The sequence below is a fragment of the Enterobacter sp. Ap-1006 genome, from assembly GCF_011752835.1.
Taxonomy (GTDB): domain Bacteria; phylum Pseudomonadota; class Gammaproteobacteria; order Enterobacterales; family Enterobacteriaceae; genus Cedecea.
Genome location: NZ_VWWU01000004.1, coordinates 237,584 through 256,204, shown reverse-complemented (window position 1 = coordinate 256,204; position 18,621 = coordinate 237,584). Strand labels below are relative to the sequence as shown.

The following is an 18,621-nucleotide window of genomic DNA, read 5'->3' as shown; positions in this document are numbered from 1 at the left end:
ATGCCGCAGCCCGTCCGTGCGGCGTTCGGGGGTGACCCGATCAATGTTCGGCAGTTAAGCCGCGAATCTATTTTTTGGCGCGTGATTGCGTGATCACGCGAACTTCTTCACGTTCCGCGGGGGTCAGCCCCGTCGTTCTGGAACGTGCCATTAATTCTTCAAACCTCAGCTCCAGCGCCGACTCAAAAAGATGGTCCAGCGAGTCGGTGAACGTTTTTTCAGCAATGTCCTTATCTGCTATATCGTCCCACGCCGAGAGTTTTTCAAGGGTTGTGGCCTCATTTGTGCCACGATATTGTTCCAGTAGCTGCCCGGTGGTCAGCCCCGGATGCGCCAGGCAAGCGTCAACCAGGTCGCTAAACAGCGTTAAACCCGGCAGCTTTGCGGCATCCAGCCCGCTTAGTGGCGGGACCAGCGGAGCCAGTTCCGGATTCTGCACCAATAACCCTATCAGTATACGCATGGTTGTGCGTTTTAGCTGAGGCGCCGGACGAGGTGTTGCCCCCTCGACCTGTTTGGGCATCAGCTTTTCAAGCTGGCTGTCGTCCAGAATACCGAGCTTGTTGCCCAGCTCCTGGCGCAGATAGATACGCAGCGTTTCGCCGGGTACCTGGCTAATCAGCGGTAGAGCCAGCGTGCTTAGCCGCGCTCTTCCGTCTGGCGTACTCAAATCAACCTGCGGCAGCAGGCTGTTAAACAGGAACGTGGAGAGCGGCTGAGCCTGCTCCATCCGCGCTTCAAACGCGTCCTTTCCTTCTTTGCGCACCAGCGTATCCGGGTCTTCACCGTCGGGCAGGAACATAAACCGCAGCTGACGACCGTCCGTCATATAAGGTAGCGCAGTTTCCAGCGCTCGCCATGCCGCGTCTCGTCCTGCGCGATCGCCGTCATAACAGCAGACGACATTATCTGTCACCCGGAACAGCAACTGAATATGATCGGCGGTGGTGGAGGTACCCAGGGAAGCAACGGCGTAGGAAATGCCGTACTGCGCCAGCGCCACCACATCCATATATCCTTCGACTACCAGAAGGCGTGCCGGTTCCGGCTGGCTCTGCTGGGCTTCATACAGGCCATACAGCTGGCGGCCCTTGTGAAAAATGTCGGTTTCCGGGGAGTTCAGGTATTTCGGCAGGGCATCGCCCAGCACGCGTCCACCAAACCCGATGACCCGGCCGCGTTTATCGCGAATCGGGAACATGACCCGCTCGCGAAAACGGTCGTAACTGCGGCCCTGGTCGTTGGTGACCAGCATGCCTGCATCCGTCAGCGCCTGGCGGTTTTCGCTGTTGCCGCCAAAGCGTTTAAGCGCATTATCCCAGCCGGGTGGCGCATAGCCGATGGCGAAATGGCTAATGACCTCATCGCTCAGGCCACGCTTGCCCAGATACTGACGCGCCGGTTCTGCGGCGGGCTGCTTCAGGGACTGCTGATAAAAGGCGTTCAGGCCGTCCATCAGTTGATACAGGCTTTGGCGCTGGTGCCGTTCGATCTGGCTTGGGCCATTGCCCGCTTCGTACGGCACTTCAAGGTTGTGCATGGTCGCCAGCTCTTCAACGCTTTCAACAAACTCGAGCTTGTCGTAGTTCATCAGGAAGTCGAGGGCGTTACCGTGTGCGCCACAGCCAAAGCAGTGGTAAAACTGTTTATCACCGTTCACGGTGAAAGAGGGGGTTTTCTCGTTATGGAATGGACAACATGCGTGGTAGTTCTTGCCCTGCTTTTTCAGCTTCACGCGAGCATCGATCAGGTCGACGATGTCGGTGCGAGCGATCAGGTCATTGATAAAAACACGCGGGATTCGTCCAGCCATAGGCCCCATGCTATATCCGTCATCTCTCAGGCGGTGGCCTAAAAGCTCAGGGATATGTCAGTTTATAAACGAGAATAAGCCGCGCATTCCTTTCGGAAGCACGGCCTTATAACTACTACTCAGTCTGATGTTGAGGAGTGAATCCTCAGAAGATTAGTACAGACGAGTGCGGCGTGCGTTTTCGCGAGCCAGTTTCTTCGCGTGGCGTTTCACAGCAGAAGCTTTAGCGCGCTTACGTTCGGTCGTTGGTTTTTCATAGAACTCACGACGACGGACTTCCGCCAGAACGCCTGCTTTCTCGCAGGAACGCTTGAAGCGACGCAGTGCTACGTCGAACGGCTCGTTTTCACGTACTTTAATTACCGGCATGTAACTCTCACCTTTAATAATTCGGTTTGCCGCTGGCATACAGGCCAGCTTAATTCAAAATGGTGCGGAATTTTACTGCAACTCTTGCTGCTTTGTAAAGCACCGAACGACCAGAAACCTGGCTTTTAGGGCCGGTATCTTCCAGGGCCGCAGATTATACACCATTAGTCCCGTCCAGGGGCAGCAAAGTTTTACTCCCCCGTCATCCTTTGAGCCGCAACTGCACCGTCTGCACTCCCTTACCCCAGTCACTTACATCAGTAAGCTCCTGGGGATTCAGTCCCTGGCCGTCTTGCTGCAACTCAAATGCTATAGGGTATACAAAGGAAGCCACCGGGATTAAACTTCGCGCCGGGCCAAAGAGGTAAAACAAGCCATGCGTGTACTGGGAATCGAAACATCCTGTGATGAAACCGGCATCGCCATTTATGACGATGAGAAAGGGTTATTAGCCAACCAATTGTATAGTCAGGTGAAACTGCACGCTGACTACGGCGGCGTGGTGCCGGAGCTGGCCTCCCGCGATCACGTTCGCAAGACCGTGCCGCTTATCCAGGCTGCCCTAAAAGAGGCTGGATTAACCGCCAAAGATATCGACGGCGTGGCGTACACAGCCGGACCGGGTCTGGTTGGCGCGCTGCTGGTTGGCGCAACCATTGGCCGCTCGCTGGCGTTTGCCTGGGACGTGCCTGCCGTGCCGGTCCACCACATGGAAGGCCACCTGCTGGCGCCGATGCTGGAAGACAATCCGCCCGAGTTCCCGTTCGTCGCGCTGCTGGTTTCCGGCGGCCATACCCAATTGATCAGCGTCACCGGCATCGGTAAATATGAACTGCTGGGTGAGTCTATCGATGATGCGGCAGGCGAAGCGTTCGATAAAACCGCTAAGCTGCTGGGGCTTGACTACCCCGGCGGGCCGCTGCTTTCTAAAATGGCGGCCCAGGGCACGCCGGGACGTTTCACCTTCCCACGTCCGATGACCGACCGCCCGGGCATGGATTTCAGCTTCTCTGGCCTGAAAACCTTCGCGGCAAACACTATTCGCGATAACGACGCGGACGATCAAACTCGCGCGGATATCGCTCGCGCTTTTGAAGATGCGGTGGTGGATACGCTGGCCATTAAATGTAAACGTGCGCTCGAACATACCGGCTTTAAACGCCTTGTAATGGCGGGCGGTGTGAGCGCCAACCGTACTCTGCGCGCTAAGCTGGCCGAGATGATGACCAAACGCCGGGGCGAAGTGTTTTACGCGCGGCCGGAGTTTTGCACCGATAATGGCGCCATGATTGCTTATGCCGGGATGATTCGCCTCAAAGCAGGTACTTCCGGCGAACTGAGCGTTAGCGTTCGCCCGCGCTGGCCGCTGGCAGAGCTACCCGCCGCCTGATAAACGAGAAAAAAAGAGTGGGAACCACTCCTTTTTTATTTGGGCTAGAAAGGCGTTGGGCCCAGCACGGTCACTGCGAGTTGTTCGGCAATGGCCATCAGCTGGTCCATATCCTGAGCAGCAATCAGCCGCAGCGCCTGCTCAACGCCTCCGGGTGTACAGGTCATTAGCAGCCGCATGGGCTTATCGGTTCTGTTGGCCCATGCGTGTGGAATACCTCTTTTTAACAGCAGCGATTCGCCGGCGCTGGCATCAATAACCTTTTCCCCGTAGGCAATCCGGGCTGTGCCCTCGAGGACGAGGGCATACTCATCTTCGTTGGCATGAACGTGAAGCGGCGTTCCGTCGCCCGGCTGTGAAACGATCTCCACCACCGAGTAAAGTCCACCGGTCTGCTCCGCAGAGACGCGAATCAGGCAAGCTTCGCCCGGCCGCGTTTGCAGCCACTGTGACGATGCTTCCAGCGCCGTTGAGTGCGATGTTGTATTCAAGATGTTGGCCTCAGTAAAAGTGTTTTGCAGGTGAAACTGTTTTTTTTGTTCCTCTCCACTTTAAGCTCCCCACATCCCGCGCTGCATCTCTGGAGTGTAATAATATGCAACAAACGAAAGCGGCCTTAGCCCGGTACTTTCAGCTCAGGATCCGGCACTCTAAGGTAATACCCGACTGAACCTGGAGAACGTTGTGTCCGATATCCTCAGCAAAATTATCGCCGTTAAACATGAAGAAATTGCCGCCGCCAAAAAAGCGATTTCCCTGAGTCAGCTTGCCGAACAGGCCGCTGCACAGAACCACCGTGATTTTGTTGCCGCGCTGCGTCGTAAGCGTGATGCAGGCCTGGCGGGTGTGATTGCCGAAGTGAAAAAGGCCAGCCCGTCAAAAGGGTTAATTCGTGAGAATTTCAATCCCGCAGAGATCGCAGCCTCCTACCAGCAGGGTGGGGCAGCATGTTTGTCGGTGCTAACCGACGAACAGTTCTTCCAGGGAAGCGCGGCCTATCTGCAGCAGGCGCGAGCTGCCTGCGACCTGCCGGTTTTACGCAAAGATTTTATGATCGATCCGTGGCAGGTTGTGGAAGCCCGGGCGATGGGGGCGGATTGCATCCTGCTTATTGTTTCTGCGCTTGAAGATGGCCAAATGCAGGAGCTTGAGGCGCAGGCCCACGAGCTGGGCATGGCGGTGCTGGTAGAGGTGCATGATGCCGATGAGCTGGAACGTTCGCTCCGGTTGACCACGCCGCTTATCGGTGTCAATAACCGTAATTTGCGCACCTTTGAGACCACGATAGAAACCACCATCAGCCTGTTGGCACAGCTGCCGGCGGATCGCATGGTTGTGACCGAGTCAGGCATCGCTACGCGCGAGCATGTTATTCGTCTGCGCGAAGCTAACGTGAATAATTTCCTTGTGGGGGAAGCTTTTATGCGGGCAGAAGAGCCGGGTAAAGAACTGGCCGCGATGTTTTTCCCCGAGCGCTAAACGGCTGAGCGTTTGTTAAACCACGCCTAAAGCCCGCTGAGATAGCGGGCTTTTTTATTGATTTTTGCCAGGATTATGTTGATAAATGTCGTGCACTTAAAGTGCATAATAAATGCAATTTATACAATAACGATAATGAGTGGGACAATATGAGCGATAAATGGTTAACAACGCTGATAACGAGCGATCCGCAGGCAGGATATGAACTGGCGGTGACGCTGAGCCGTCGGGGAGTCAAAACCGTACAGCCGGACCCGGAAGTGCTGAAAAAGCTGCGTCCGGTCTACGCGAATGATGCCGATGCGCTGATTGCGTCATCTCAGGTCATCGCGATTCATTTCCAGACGATTGCTGCGGCGAATAATTACTGGACGGCTTAGTGCTTAGCTGATTTGCCTAAAAAAAAGGAGTGATTTATCACTCCTTTGTTGTTTCTGCAGGGCTCGAATAATCCTGTCTTATTCAGACTCGTCTTTTTTCTTTTTCTTTTTAAATCGCGCCCAGATTTTCGTTTCCTGGCCTCGCCACAGGCGCTGAATATTGTCGTGATGGCGCATCAGGATCAGGCAGGAGAGCATTGCCACCGGGAAGGTAAACTGCGGTTTGAACCACCAGACATAAAACGGGGCTATCAGCGCGCTGATAATGGCACCGAGGGAAGAATAGCCGCTCAGAAGTACGCTTAGCAGCCAAGTTCCCGCCATCACGCCGGTTAAATCCCAGCCGATAGGTGCAATGGCGCCAAACGCCGTGGCGACGCCTTTACCGCCTTGAAACTTAAAGAATACTGGCCAAATATGGCCCATGCAGGCGGCAATAGCAATCAGGCCAAGCCAGAAGGGCGTCACACCCAAGGCCCAGGCCGCCCAGACCGGCAGCATGCCTTTCAGCACATCAAAAATTAGTACCGCTACGGCTGCACCTTTGCCGCCAATGCGTAACACATTGGTTGCTCCTGGGTTACCGGAGCCGCTCTCGCGTGGATCGGGGAGACCGGCAATGCGGCACACCAGAATGGCGCTAGAAATCGAGCCGCAAAGATACGCGAGGAGAATCATACCAGGCGCGATTGCACTCATAACGCTGTTCCATGTTGAAAGTGTCGAAGTCTTCTTTGCATCTGTGGATAATACGCATATTTCGCCGGAAGTGGTATCCGGCATGACTAAAAACCGGGCAGGGCGTGATGGACATTGTATTTATAGAGCAACTTTCGGTAATCACCACTATCGGTGTTTACGACTGGGAACAAACCATTGAACAGAAGCTGGTGTTCGATATCGAAATGGCCTGGGATAACCGCAAAGCCGCGGGCAGTGACGACGTTAAGGATTGCCTCAGCTATGCTGATGTCAGCGAAGCCGTTTTGCAGCACGTCGGCGGTGGGCGTTTTGCGCTGGTGGAGCGCGTGGCTGAAGAGGTGGCGGAACTGCTGCTGGCCCGCTTTAATTCACCGTGGATTAGACTGAAGGTGAGTAAGCCTGGTGCCGTCGCGCAGGCCACCAACGTTGGGGTCATCATCGAGCGTGGCAGTAATCTGAAATCAGGCAAATAATGGCCTGAAAGTTAAACCAAACGGCGACCCACTGGTCTTATCAACGTATCTTTTGCGGCAGGCGTCAAACGTGTGCCGTTTTTTGTGTTCGTTTTTCGGGATGAGGGGTAAGTGATGAGCGATTTACCAACGTTGGCGATTGCCGCCATTCTTGGCGTTGTGGAAGGGTTAACGGAGTTTCTACCGGTATCGTCTACCGGGCACATGATCATCGTAGGGCATCTTTTAGGCTTCGAGGGGCAAACGGCGGAAACCTTTGAAGTGGTTATTCAACTGGGTTCTATTCTCGCCGTGGTGGTGATGTTCTGGCGCCGTCTGTTTGGTCTGATTGGTATCCACTTTGGCCGTCCTCCTGAGCATGAAGGGGTAGGTACTGGCCGTCTTTCTCTGATCCACATTTTACTGGGCATGATCCCGGCGGTAGTGCTGGGCCTTGTCCTTCACGATGCCATTAAATCGCTGTTTAACCCTGTTAACGTGATGTATGCCCTGGTGGTTGGCGGCGTGCTGCTGATTGCCGCCGAGTGCCTGAAACCAAAGGTGCCGCGTGCCGTAGGCGTGGACGATATCACCTGGCGTCAGGCGTTTATGATTGGCTGCTTCCAGTGTCTGGCGCTTTGGCCGGGGTTCTCTCGTTCCGGGGCAACGATTTCCGGTGGGATGCTGATGGGCGTTAGTCGCTATGCGGCTTCTGAGTTCTCATTCCTGCTGGCGGTGCCAATGATGATGGGGGCGACGGCGCTTGATCTCTACAAGAGCATCGGCTTCCTGACGATGGGTGATCTGCCGATGTTTGCCGTGGGCTTTGTCACGGCGTTTATCGTGGCGCTTGTCGCTATCAAAACCTTCCTGCAACTCATCAAGCGTATTTCGTTTATTCCGTTTGCGATTTACCGTTTTATTGTTGCCGCCGTGGTGTTCTTTATCTTCACCTAGTGGCAGCGGCCCTCAGCCTTGCGGCTGGGGGCAATTCGCTTCCTTCCAGGCCGCAACGGCCTTAATTCTCCGCTTCGTTAATTCTTCACGAATCGCCGGGCCGCTGAAGCCTGCTTCGATCACTTCTTTATTGGTTACGCTCTGCGCTGCAATCCAGGCCGCGCGTAGCATTCTGCCCTGCGGATAATCGCTGGCCTCAAAGCCGGTGCGCCCGCGAGCATCTGCTTCGCTGGTTAAGGCGATTTGCTCCACGCGCTGCGGCTTGCGCCAGGCGTCAATAGAGTCGAACAGCTTGATCACCGTTTTGGGCTGCAAAATCGGGAAGGTATGGATCAGGTCGTGGAATTCGGCGACCAGTTTGGCAAGATCACGAATCTCGTTTGGTACGCGCAGGCGAGCACAAAGTTGTTCCACAAGCTTAACGCCCGCCGGGCCGTGGCCGTGGTGGCTGGGCCATTTTTCCTTTGGCGTCAGCCCTTTTCCGAGATCGTGACACAGCGTGGCGAAACGCACGTCTACCGCCGGGCTAAGCTGCGCGGCAATAGACAGCGTCATCAGCGTATGAATACCGGTGTCGATCTCCGGATGCCATTTGGCCGGCGCGGGGACACCGTAAAGCGCGTCGATTTCCGGGAACAGAACTTTCAGGGCGCCGCATTCGCGTAGTACGGCAAAAAAGACCTGCGGATTGCGGCTGGTCAGCGCATTTTCCGTCTCTTTCCACACGCGTTCGGCGGTGAGATGCGCAATTTCGCCGTTGTCCGTCATGGAGCGCATCAGGACGAGTGTTTCTGGCGCTATCTGGAAATTAAGATGGGCATAACGTGCAGCAAAACGCGCCACGCGCAGCACGCGCAGCGGGTCTTCATTGAACGCCGGTGAAACATGGCGAAGCAGGCGACGCTCGATATCGGCAAGGCCGTTATACGGGTCGATAAGCTCGCCATTCTCATCCTGGGCAATAGCGTTGATCGTCAGGTCGCGACGCAGGAGATCCTGTTCAAGCGTGACGTCCGGGGCCGAATAGCAGGTAAAGCCGGTATAACCCTGGCCCGATTTCCTTTCGGTACGGGCCAGCGCATACTCTTCGTGGGATTGCGGATGCAGAAACACCGGGAAGTCTTTTCCGACCTGCTCGTAGCCTTCGTCCAGCATTTGCTGAGGCGTCGCCCCAACCACAACCCAGTCTTTATCCTTAACCGGCAGTTTTAATAACCCGTCACGAACCGCACCACCGACAAGATAAATCTTCACGCTTTACACCCCAGGCACCGTTATTGAACCACGAATGGTAAGTGTAGATGCGAGGGGGAATCAACGGCTAATGTGCCGTCGTTAGTTCATCCAGCGGTCTTTCTTCTTGCGGCTTGGGATCATGTGCGGAAGCAGCAGGCCAATCAGCAGGCCAAACCCTGCCACGCCGCCGCCGTACATAAACCATTGCATGATGATGGCACGCTGTTTGTCGTCAAGCTGGACGTTGGCGGCATCCACCTTTTTCTTGGCGACGATAAGCTGGTTTTTGAGCTGCTGATTCTCGTCCTTCAGGCCATTAATCACGGTGTCGCTCTGGGCCACTTTCTGCTGCATTTCAGCGGTACGCTGGTTCCAGGTCGTGTCGATGTTGTTCAGCTTGTCGGTCAGCGTTTTGACCTGGTTTTCCAAATCGGGAACGCGGGTACGCAGGCTTGGGGTGGTGCTTAGCTGCGCGAGGGGGATCCAGGAGGTACGCCCGTTGCTGTCACGTACCTGGCCGTATTTGGTTTCTTCGTTGCTTTGCAGCAGCGTGACTTGTTCCCCTGCGTTGACGGTGCCAACCAGGCGGTAGTTATCGCCCGGGCCGCTGCGGACCCAGGTGTTTAATTCATCAGAGACATAACGTTTTTCTTCGGCATGAGCCACGACGGAAACGCTAAGGGAGAGCAAAGTGAGGCAAATCAGGCGTAATTTCTGCATTATTTCGTCGTTATTTTCATAAAGTGTGAAACGATAGTAGTGGCAACAGTCTGACGGCGCAATCCGTAAACCTGAATGAGAATCATCCTGATGTCAATTTGACCACCCGGCGTTCCCGCCCTACCGCAAATTCGCTACCCGACAGGGTATTTTGTCGTACTATTACAGACCTAATCGACGCTATTTAGTTCGCCGGGCGATCGCCTGGTGTGACGTAAACATAAGTAAAGAAGACATGGCCCAGGAAATCGAACTTAAATTCATCGTTAATCCTGCAGCGCTTGACGCGCTGCGCGACAAATTAAATGCCCTGCCGGGCGAGCACAGCGACCCGCGTCAGTTGCTCAATATTTATTATGAAACGGCGGATAACCTGCTGCGCCGCCACGACATGGGGCTGCGTATTCGCGGTGATGCGGGGCAATACGAAATGACGATGAAAATCGCCGGGCGAGTGACCGGCGGGCTGCATCAGCGTCCTGAATACAACGTGGCGCTAAGCAAGCCAGAGCTGGACCTTGCTTTACTGCCAGCAGAAGTTTGGCCGGAAGGGCTGGATGTGGCGACTTTACAGGCCGACGTGAAGCCGCTGTTCAGTACGGATTTTGCGCGCGAAAAGTGGGTAGTTACTCACGGTGAAAGCCGCATTGAACTGGCGTTGGATCTGGGTGAAGTGAAAGCCGGTGAGCACCAGACGCCCATCTGCGAGCTTGAACTCGAGCTGCTGAGCGGTGAGACGGCGGATTTACTGGCACTGGCGGAAAGTCTGGTCACCGAATCTGGCCTGCGCCAGGGCAGCCTGAGCAAGGCGGCACGGGGCTATCACCTGGCCCAGGGCGATGCGGTGCGCGAAGTGAAACCGCTGGGCGTGCTGTATCCGCCGGCTAAAGCCAACGTTGAGCAGGGGCTGGAAGGTGCTCTGGAGCTGGCGCTCGCCCACTGGCTGTACCATGAAGAATTATGGCTTAGCGGCGTGAAAGCGGCTAAGCAGCAGGTGATTGACGCCGTGGGCCTGGTGCGCCATGCCCTCGCGCTTTTTGGCGGCATCATTCCAAGAAAAGCGAGCACCCACTTACGTGAGCAGCTGATTGCGCTCGAAGCACGCTTTGCCGGTGACGAAAAAGCCGAAGTGATTGTCTATAGCGCGCAGGCGAGCAGCGCTAAGCTGGCGCTGACCCGCTGGCTGGTGGAGCGCCAGTGGCAGCCGTTCATTGATGAGAAAGGCCGCACGAAGCTGGATAGTTCCTTTAAACGTTTCGCGGATACGCATCTTTCCCGCCATGCGGCTGAGTTAAAAGAGGCGTTCCAGCGCCCGCTGGGGGATGCATACGCAGACCAGTTACCGCGTCTGGCGCGTGAAACGGATGCAATCCGCCTGCTGGCCGGGGTGTACAGCGATGCACAAACCCAGCCGTGGCTGGAAAACTGGCAGGGGTTGCGTCACGCCATTGTTACCCGCCAGCGCATAGAAATTGAGCATTACCGAAACGAAGCGATCTCGCAGGCGCCTTTCTGGCTGCACAGCGGGAAATAATAGACTGGTAACGGATACCCACCATGATGGCGCTGACCCCTTTATTACAGCAGCACCTGCAGGCGTTTTTGCCGCGCCTGCCGCAAGAGATTGACTCCCTGACACTGAGCGAAGAAGCTCGCGCGGTGCTGGCGATAAGTGATTTTGTTGGTGACAGCGTGGTGGCGTATCCCGCCTGGCTGCAAATCCTGCAGCAGGACGCCCCTACGGCTGACGAATGGCAACATTATGCCGCCTGGCTGCAGCAGGATCTGCAGGATGTGCACGACGAAGCGGCATTGATGAAAGCGCTGCGGTTTTTCCGTCGCCGTATCATGGTGCGTATCGCCTGGGCGCAGGCGCTGGAGCAGGTGGATACGCAAAGCACGCTGCAGCAGCTGAGCGCGCTGGCGGAAACGCTGATTGTTGCCGCCCGTGACTGGCTTTATGCCGCCTGCTGCCGCGAATGGGGCACGCCTTGCAACGCCGCCGATGAGCAGCAGCCGCTGCTGATCCTTGGCATGGGTAAGCTGGGCGGAGGCGAACTGAATTTCTCTTCCGATATCGACCTGATTTTTGCCTGGCCGGAAAACGGCTCCACCCAGGGCGGGCGCCGTGAACTGGATAACGCCCAGTTCTTCACCCGCATGGGGCAGCGCCTGATTAAAGTCCTCGACCAGCCAACGCAGGACGGCTTTGTGTACCGCGTGGATATGCGCCTGCGTCCGTTTGGCGACAGCGGTCCGCTGGTGCTGAGCTTTGCCGCGCTGGAAGATTATTACCAAGAGCAGGGGCGCGACTGGGAACGCTACGCGATGGTTAAAGCGCGGATTATGGGCGACAACGACGATGTCTGGAGCCAGGAGCTACGCAACATGCTGCGGCCATTTGTGTTCCGCCGCTACATCGACTTCAGCGTGATTCAGTCCCTGCGAAACATGAAGGGCATGATTGCCCGTGAAGTCCGTCGCCGTGGGCTAACGGACAATATTAAGCTCGGCGCCGGCGGCATTCGCGAAACCGAGTTTATCGTGCAGGTCTTCCAGCTCATCCGCGGTGGCCGGGAGCCTTCTCTGCAGTCCCGTTCGCTGCTGCCTACCCTGGAAGCCATTCAACAGCTTCATCTGCTGCCGGAAGAAGACGCCCGGAAACTGCGTGCGGCTTACCTCTACCTGCGTCGGCTGGAAAACTTACTGCAAAGCATCAACGACGAGCAGACGCAGACCTTGCCCGGTGACGATCTAAACCGTGCCCGGCTGGCCTGGGCGATGCAGGCGACTGACTGGGAAGCCCTGCAGCAAACGCTGCAGCTGCATATGAACGACGTGCGTCAGGTCTTTAACGATCTGATTGGCGACGATGAGCCGGAAGCCGGTGAAGATAAAGTTGCTGAAGGCTGGCGCGAGCTGTGGATCGACGCCCTGGACGCCGATGAAAACACGGCGGTGCTGAGTCATTTGAGCGCTGAGGCGCGGGCAGAGTTACTGAAGCAAGTTAGCCATTTCCGGCAGGAGATCGACAGGCGCACCATTGGCCCGCGTGGCCGCCAGGTGCTGGATCAACTTCTGCCGAACTTGCTGAGCGAAGTCTGTTCCCGGGCCGACGCGCCGCTGACGTTTTCCCGCCTGACTCCGCTGCTGTTTGGGATCCTCACCCGCACAACTTATCTGGAACTGTTAAGTGAATTCCCCGGCGCGCTTAAACACCTGATTACGCTCTGTGCGGCCTCGCCGATGATTGCCGCGCAGCTTGCCAGCTATCCGCTACTGCTGGATGAACTGCTCGACCCCAATACGCTGTATCAGCCCACGGCAATGGACGCCTATCGCGACGAACTGCGTCAATATCTGCTGCGCGTGCCGGACGAAGACGAAGAGCAGCAGCTGGAAGCGTTGCGTCAGTTCAAGCAGGCGCAGATGCTGCGCGTGGCGGCGGCCGATATCGCTGGCACCTTGCCGGTAATGAAGGTCAGCGACCATCTGACCTGGCTTGCGGAAGCGATTCTTGATGCGGTGGTGCAGCGTGCCTGGGCGCAAATGGTGGCGCGCTACGGCCAGCCTCGTCATTTGCAGGACAGAGAAGGGCGCGGCTTTGCCGTGCTGGGCTATGGCAAACTGGGCGGCTGGGAGCTGGGCTACAGTTCCGATCTGGACCTGGTTTTCCTGCATGATTGCCCGATGGAAGTGATGACGGACGGCGAGCGTGAAATCGATGGCCGTCAGTTCTATCTGCGCCTGGCGCAGCGCATCATGCATCTGTTTAGCACGCGTACCTCGACCGGGATTTTGTACGAAGTTGACGCTCGCCTCAGGCCGTCCGGTGCGGCAGGTATGCTGGTCACCACCGCAGAATCGTTTGCTGATTATCAGAAGAATGAAGCCTGGACCTGGGAACATCAGGCGCTGGTTCGCGCCCGCGTGGTGTACGGCGATCCGGCGCTTAACCGCCAGTTTGATGCCATCCGCCGCGAGATCCTGTGCACGCCGCGTGAAGGGGAAGCCCTGCAGGTTGAAGTGCGCGAGATGCGTGAAAAAATGCGGGCTCATTTGGGCAATAAGCACCGCGATCGCTTTGATATTAAAGCCGATGAAGGCGGGATCACCGACATCGAATTTATTACGCAATATCTGGTGCTGCGCTATGCCAGCGAAGCGCCGAAGCTAACCCGCTGGTCCGATAACGTGCGCATCCTGGAACTGATGGCGCAGAACGACATCATGGATGAAGCCGAGGCCAAAGCGTTGACGCATGCCTATGTCACGCTGCGGGATGAATTGCACCATCTGGCGCTGCAGGAATTGCCGGGCCACGTTGCGCTGGACGCCTTTGTGAAAGAGCGTGAGCAGGTGCGCCGGAGCTGGCAAACCTGGCTTGGCGAGCCGCAAACGCACGCGGAAGAGTAATTATGTTATCATCCCGCGCAAAATTTTATCCCTCGCTGGAGAGTCAGGAATGAAAGTAACGCTGCCCGAATACAGCCGTGCAGGCGTCATGGTGGTTGGTGATGTGATGCTGGATCGCTACTGGTACGGCCCAACCAGCCGTATTTCGCCGGAAGCCCCGGTGCCGGTGGTGAAAGTCGATACCATCGAAGAACGCCCTGGTGGCGCGGCTAACGTGGCGATGAACATTGCCTCGCTGGGCGCGAATTCTCGCCTGGTTGGCCTGACCGGCATTGACGATGCGGCGCGCGCGCTCAGCCAGAGCCTGGCCGGGGTCAACGTGAAGTGCGACTTCGTTTCTGTTCCGACTCACCCGACGATTACCAAGCTGCGCGTGCTGTCCCGCAACCAGCAGCTGATTCGCCTCGACTTCGAAGAAGGGTTTGAGGGCGTCGATCCTGAGCCGCTGCACGAACGTATCAGCCAGGCGCTGCCGCAGATTGGCGCGCTGGTGCTTTCCGACTACGCAAAAGGCGCTCTGGCGACCGTACAGCAGATGATTCGCCTGGCACGTGTTGCCAAAGTTCCGGTGCTCATCGACCCGAAAGGGACCGACTTTGAGCGCTACCGTGGCGCAACGCTGCTGACCCCGAACCTGTCAGAATTTGAGGCCGTGGTTGGCAAGTGCAAAACCGAAGCCGAGCTGGTGGAACGTGGCATGAAGCTTATCGCCGATTATGAACTGTCGGCGCTGCTGGTGACGCGTTCAGAACAAGGCATGACGCTTCTGCAGCCGGGCATTGAACCTTTCCATCTGCCGACTCAGGCGCAGGAAGTCTATGACGTGACCGGGGCCGGTGACACGGTGATCGGCGTACTGGCGGCAACGCTTGCGGCGGGGAACTCGCTGGAAGAAGCCTGTTACTTCGCGAATGCCGCAGCTGGCGTGGTGGTTGGCAAGCTGGGGACGTCAACCGTTTCTCCGGTCGAGCTGGAAAACGCGGTGCGCGGTCGCGCGGAAACGGGTTTTGGCGTGATGACCGAAGCCGAGCTGAAAGTTGCGGTTGCCGCTGCCCGCAAGCGCGGTGAGCGCGTGGTGATGACCAACGGCGTGTTCGATATTCTGCATGCGGGCCATGTTTCCTATCTGGCCAACGCGCGTAAGCTGGGCGACCGCCTGATTGTCGCGGTTAACAGCGACGCGTCAACCAAACGCCTGAAAGGGGAAACCCGGCCAGTTAACCCGCAGGATCAGCGCATGATCGTGTTGGCTGCGCTGGAAGCGGTGGACTGGGTTGTGTTGTTTGAAGAAGACACGCCGCAGCGCCTGATTGGTGAAGTCCTGCCTGATCGTTTAGTGAAGGGCGGCGACTACAAACCAGAACAGATTGCCGGGAGCAAAGAGGTTTGGGCCAACGGCGGGGAAGTGATGGTACTGAACTTCGAAGATGGCTGCTCCACCACCAATATCATCAAGAAGATCCAGAATAACGGCTAAATTGGCCGCCGAGAAAAAAGCCTCTCGTTTGAGAGGCTTTTCTGTTTCTAGTGCTTCACCAACGTGGCGAAGTAGTACGCCAGCGGAATGGCCAGCAGGTACAGCCCCACCGGGATTTCACGCCATTTACCTGCAATCACCTTAATGATGATATAGAACAGCAGGCCGCCAGCGATCCCGGTCCCGAAGCTGTTGGCGATAAGCGTGATCATCACCATCATCAGCACCGGCAGACCTTCGGTGAAGTTGCCCAGATCCACTTTGCGCAGGCCGCTGAACATGTTCAGGCCGATAAGGATCAGCGCGGGCGCGGTTGCCTCTTTCGGGATCATCAATGCTACCGGGGTAAACAGCAGCATCAGCAGGAACATTACCGCTGCCGCCAGCGCGGTGAGGCCGGTTTTACCGCCCGCTTCTGCCGCCGCTGAAGACTCAATCAGCGCGGTAGCCGCCGGAATGCCGACCCACGGGCCTAGCGCGGCGGCAATGGAATCCACCATAAACGGGCGGTTGATGTGCGGCATGTTGCCATGTTCGTCCAGCAGGCCAGCCTCGCCACCCACCGCCAGCGTCGTGCCCATGGTGGAGAAAAACTCTGAGGCAAAGAAGACAAACAGGAACGGCAGGAAGGCGATATTCAGCGCGCCGAGCATATCCACGTGCCCCAGCACCGGCGTCAGCGAGTGCGGCATGGCGATAAAGCTCTGCGGCAGGTGAGTGACGCCCAGCGGAATACCGACCAGAGTGGCAAACAGAATCGCCCATAAAATGGCTCCCGGCACGCGGCGAGCCTGAAGCGCAATCGCCAGGAACAGGCCGCACAACGCCACGACAGCGCCAGCAGAAGTGAAGTCACCGAGCGCCAGCGCGTTGGTTTTGGCGTTGGCAAGCACCAGCCCGGCGTTGCGGAAGCCCAGCACCGCAACAAACAGGCCGATGGAGGCCGTCAGCCCAAGCTTGATCGACTGCGGTACCGAGCGCGTGACCACTTCACGCAGGCCAAGACGGGTAAGCGCAAAGAACAGAATGCCTGACCAGCAGGCGATGCCGAGGCCAATCTGCCAGCCAATATGCTCGCTCCCGGCAAGCGTCACGCCGACCAGCACCGAACCGCCGATGCCCGGCCCGACAATAAACGGCAGGTTGCCGTAAAACGCCATCAGCAGCGTGCCGAGGACAAAAACAACGATCGTCCCGGTGGTTGCCGCGCCTTTATCCATCCCGCCCACGGCCAGCAGGCCAGGGATAACAACCAGCAAATAGGCGGCGGCGAGAAAGCCAGTGATGCCCGCGAGGCATTCGGTTTTCACTTTGCTTTGGCGGCTGCGAAGCTGGAATCGCCGCTCCAGCCAGCTTTCGCTGGCGGCCTGAGACACTGAATTTTCGGCCATTACTTGGCTCTCCGGATTAATGTGTTGTGTGTGCGTCTGCCGGGTATTCGTGGCATTCAATAAGCGGGTCGACGATCTGGCGAGTACTGCCGTCCGTCAATCCCAGGTCGGTCAAATGTGGCCCGGCGTTACAGGCCAGGCAGGTGCCTTCGATGGCCTTGAACACCCGGTACGGTGGCTCCCAGTCGGCGACTTTATTGCTCAATTCACGGAGTTGAGCAAACTGCTGCGCCAGCTCGGCGGCGGGCAGGTCGGAGAGCATTCCGGCAATTGGCATTTCTACCTTCGCCAGCATCTGCCCGTTCTGGCTAAGCGCCATCCCACCTCCGCAGGCGATCAGCGCGTTGGCGGCGAGCGCCATGTCCTGCGGATCTCTGCCGAGGACAACGAGGTTGTGCGAGTCGTGCGAATAGGTGGTGGCAATCGCGCCGCGCAGTTCACCCCAGCCTTCGAGCAGCGCCAGCTGTGGTTTCGCCTCGTGGCGGCCGTGGCGGTGCTGAACCCAAATCAGGCTGAAGCCGTCCGGGATTTGAACTTCACCGCGCCGGACTTCTACCTCAACTTCGCTCCACTGGGTAAAGCGAGCGCCCTTGATGTGGCGCAGACGCGCGCGCCCATTATTCACTGGCACCTTGAGAACAAAATCGTTCGGGCTGAGCGACTGCAGCCGAACGGTGTCTCGCGGGGGAACGATGGACGGTGCCGCGACGGGCTCCAACATTTTTCCCTGTTCGGCGACGAGCTTCCCGGCGACATAAACGGTTTGAGCGTTTAGTTTTTCCAGCGTATCGAAGACCACCAGGTCGGCAGTGCGGCCCGCGGCAATCAGACCGAGATCCGGGCGTTGCAGGCGCAGCGAGGCGTTCAGCGTGGCCAGGCGCAAAGCATCTTCGGCCTTCATGCCGTGCTCGATGAGCAAGTTCAGCAGGGCAACGATACCGCCTTTCGCCAGCAGCATGTCCGGCGGCACGTCGTCGGTGCAGACGGTGACCTGTGAGGAAAGATGCGGCAGGCCGTTCAGCGCGGCGACGATCTCTGGCAGCAAATACGGATGTGACCCGCGTATCTCCAGGGTCAGCCCGGCACGCAGTTTTTCCAGCGCGTCGGCTGCGGAGGTCAGTTCATGATCTGACGTCACGCCAGCGGCAAGGTAGGCCTGCAATCCTGCGCCGTTCAGGCCGCGGGCGTGTCCTTCAATCAGTTTGCCGCTTTCCAGGCCAGCGTTAAGAATCTCCAGCATTCTTTCGCTGCCGTTCAGCACGCCGTGCATATCCATCACTTCGGCTACGCCCGCCACTTCCGGCCATGAAAGCAGCGTTTCCATCTCTTTCCCGGCAAAATCAGCGCCGGACATTTCCAGGCCCGGCGTTGAAGGCACGCTGGACGGGGCCGCGCAGATCACGCGCAGCGGCAGGTTGCGGCTGGCATCAACGGCGTAACGTACGCCCTCAATACCGAGCACGTTCGCCAGCTCGTGCGGATCCCAAAAAATCGTTGTGGTGCCCTGGGCGACGACAATTTCCGCATAGCGCGCAGGCGGCAGGTGGGAGCTTTCAACGTGGACGTGGGTATCCATCAGCCCTGGGCTGAGATAGTTTCCGGCGAGATCGTGAGTCTGGGCGGCATCTTCGCGGCTGCCGCGTGGATGTACGCTGGCGATGAGCGTACCGACGATACCGACATCCGCCTCACGGATTTCACCGGTGGCCATATCCACGATCCGGCCATTGATGAGCAGCAGGTCGAAAGGCGTTTCGCCGAGAGCGGCTTTCACCGCGCGGCGACGTAAATCAGCAGGAGTCATGACTGGTTCCAAAACAGGGGCTCTGACGGCTACTC

Annotated in this window: 16 protein-coding genes; 8 read left to right on the top strand and 8 right to left on the bottom strand. The window is 57.4% G+C overall.

Going from position 1 to position 18,621, the window contains the following annotated elements; all coding sequences use genetic code 11:
* Window positions 1-67: 67 nt before the first annotated feature.
* Complete coding sequence (dnaG, locus tag F3J28_RS14060) at window positions 68-1,813, bottom strand: DNA primase (RefSeq protein WP_008460032.1); 1,746 nt, start codon at window positions 1,811-1,813, stop codon at window positions 68-70.
* Window positions 1,814-1,966: 153 nt separating this feature from the next.
* Complete coding sequence (rpsU, locus tag F3J28_RS14055; protein WP_001144069.1) at window positions 1,967-2,182, bottom strand: 30S ribosomal protein S21; 216 nt, start codon at window positions 2,180-2,182, stop codon at window positions 1,967-1,969.
* Between the two features lie 376 nt (window positions 2,183-2,558).
* Between rpsU and tsaD the strand changes: the two genes are divergently transcribed.
* Window positions 2,559-3,572 (top strand): tRNA (adenosine(37)-N6)-threonylcarbamoyltransferase complex transferase subunit TsaD, encoded by a 1,014-nt coding sequence (gene tsaD, locus F3J28_RS14050; RefSeq protein WP_039300165.1) that lies wholly within the window; start codon window positions 2,559-2,561, stop codon window positions 3,570-3,572.
* A 44-nt stretch (window positions 3,573-3,616) separates the two neighbouring features.
* Here the strand turns inward: tsaD and F3J28_RS14045 are convergent, their stop codons facing one another.
* Window positions 3,617-4,063, bottom strand: a complete 447-nt coding sequence (locus F3J28_RS14045; protein WP_166877022.1) for a cupin domain-containing protein — start codon at window positions 4,061-4,063, stop codon at window positions 3,617-3,619.
* Between the two features lie 193 nt (window positions 4,064-4,256).
* Between F3J28_RS14045 and trpC the strand changes: the two genes are divergently transcribed.
* Complete coding sequence (gene trpC / locus F3J28_RS14040; RefSeq protein ID WP_166877019.1) at window positions 4,257-5,051, top strand: indole-3-glycerol phosphate synthase TrpC; 795 nt, start codon at window positions 4,257-4,259, stop codon at window positions 5,049-5,051.
* 149 nt (window positions 5,052-5,200) lie between these two features.
* The gene (locus F3J28_RS14035) at window positions 5,201-5,431 is read left to right on the top strand and encodes a hexameric tyrosine-coordinated heme protein (protein ID WP_166877015.1); all 231 of its coding nucleotides are present in this window, start codon (window positions 5,201-5,203) and stop codon (window positions 5,429-5,431) included.
* 78 nt (window positions 5,432-5,509) lie between these two features.
* Here the strand turns inward: F3J28_RS14035 and plsY are convergent, their stop codons facing one another.
* Window positions 5,510-6,130, bottom strand: coding sequence for a glycerol-3-phosphate 1-O-acyltransferase PlsY (plsY, locus tag F3J28_RS14030; RefSeq protein WP_008460038.1), 621 nt, complete (start codon window positions 6,128-6,130; stop codon window positions 5,510-5,512).
* Between the two features lie 107 nt (window positions 6,131-6,237).
* Here plsY and folB point away from each other — a divergent pair, with 107 nt between their 5' ends.
* Window positions 6,238-6,606 carry a bifunctional dihydroneopterin aldolase/7,8-dihydroneopterin epimerase gene (gene folB / locus F3J28_RS14025; protein ID WP_166877013.1) on the top strand — a complete coding sequence of 123 codons (369 nt, stop codon included), beginning with the start codon at window positions 6,238-6,240 and terminating at the stop codon, window positions 6,604-6,606.
* Between the two features lie 114 nt (window positions 6,607-6,720).
* Window positions 6,721-7,542: an undecaprenyl-diphosphate phosphatase gene (bacA, locus tag F3J28_RS14020; protein ID WP_166877009.1), complete on the top strand. Its 822-nt coding sequence runs from the start codon at window positions 6,721-6,723 to the stop codon at window positions 7,540-7,542.
* 12 nt (window positions 7,543-7,554) lie between these two features.
* On the opposite strand, the gene F3J28_RS14015 is transcribed toward bacA, so the two are convergent.
* Window positions 7,555-8,796: a multifunctional CCA addition/repair protein gene (locus tag F3J28_RS14015; protein WP_166877006.1), complete on the bottom strand. Its 1,242-nt coding sequence runs from the start codon at window positions 8,794-8,796 to the stop codon at window positions 7,555-7,557.
* 81 nt (window positions 8,797-8,877) lie between these two features.
* Entirely contained in the window at window positions 8,878-9,498 is a 621-nt protein-coding gene (locus F3J28_RS14010; RefSeq protein ID WP_008460042.1) for a TIGR04211 family SH3 domain-containing protein, read from the bottom strand.
* Between the two features lie 235 nt (window positions 9,499-9,733).
* Here F3J28_RS14010 and F3J28_RS14005 point away from each other — a divergent pair, with 235 nt between their 5' ends.
* From F3J28_RS14005 to hldE, 3 genes are read left to right on the top strand one after another with little or no spacing between them, the layout of a single operon-like run.
* Window positions 9,734-11,032 (top strand): CYTH domain-containing protein, encoded by a 1,299-nt coding sequence (locus F3J28_RS14005; protein WP_166877003.1) that lies wholly within the window; start codon window positions 9,734-9,736, stop codon window positions 11,030-11,032.
* Between the two features lie 23 nt (window positions 11,033-11,055).
* Window positions 11,056-13,914: a bifunctional [glutamate--ammonia ligase]-adenylyl-L-tyrosine phosphorylase/[glutamate--ammonia-ligase] adenylyltransferase gene (glnE, locus tag F3J28_RS14000; protein ID WP_166877000.1), complete on the top strand. Its 2,859-nt coding sequence runs from the start codon at window positions 11,056-11,058 to the stop codon at window positions 13,912-13,914.
* 49 nt (window positions 13,915-13,963) lie between these two features.
* Window positions 13,964-15,391 (top strand): bifunctional D-glycero-beta-D-manno-heptose-7-phosphate kinase/D-glycero-beta-D-manno-heptose 1-phosphate adenylyltransferase HldE, encoded by a 1,428-nt coding sequence (hldE, locus tag F3J28_RS13995; RefSeq protein ID WP_166876997.1) that lies wholly within the window; start codon window positions 13,964-13,966, stop codon window positions 15,389-15,391.
* 47 nt (window positions 15,392-15,438) lie between these two features.
* Here the strand turns inward: hldE and F3J28_RS13990 are convergent, their stop codons facing one another.
* Complete coding sequence (locus F3J28_RS13990) at window positions 15,439-16,782, bottom strand: NCS2 family permease (protein WP_008460050.1); 1,344 nt, start codon at window positions 16,780-16,782, stop codon at window positions 15,439-15,441.
* 16 nt (window positions 16,783-16,798) lie between these two features.
* Complete coding sequence (locus tag F3J28_RS13985; RefSeq protein WP_166876994.1) at window positions 16,799-18,586, bottom strand: adenine deaminase; 1,788 nt, start codon at window positions 18,584-18,586, stop codon at window positions 16,799-16,801.
* Between the last annotated feature and the right edge of the window lie 35 nt (window positions 18,587-18,621).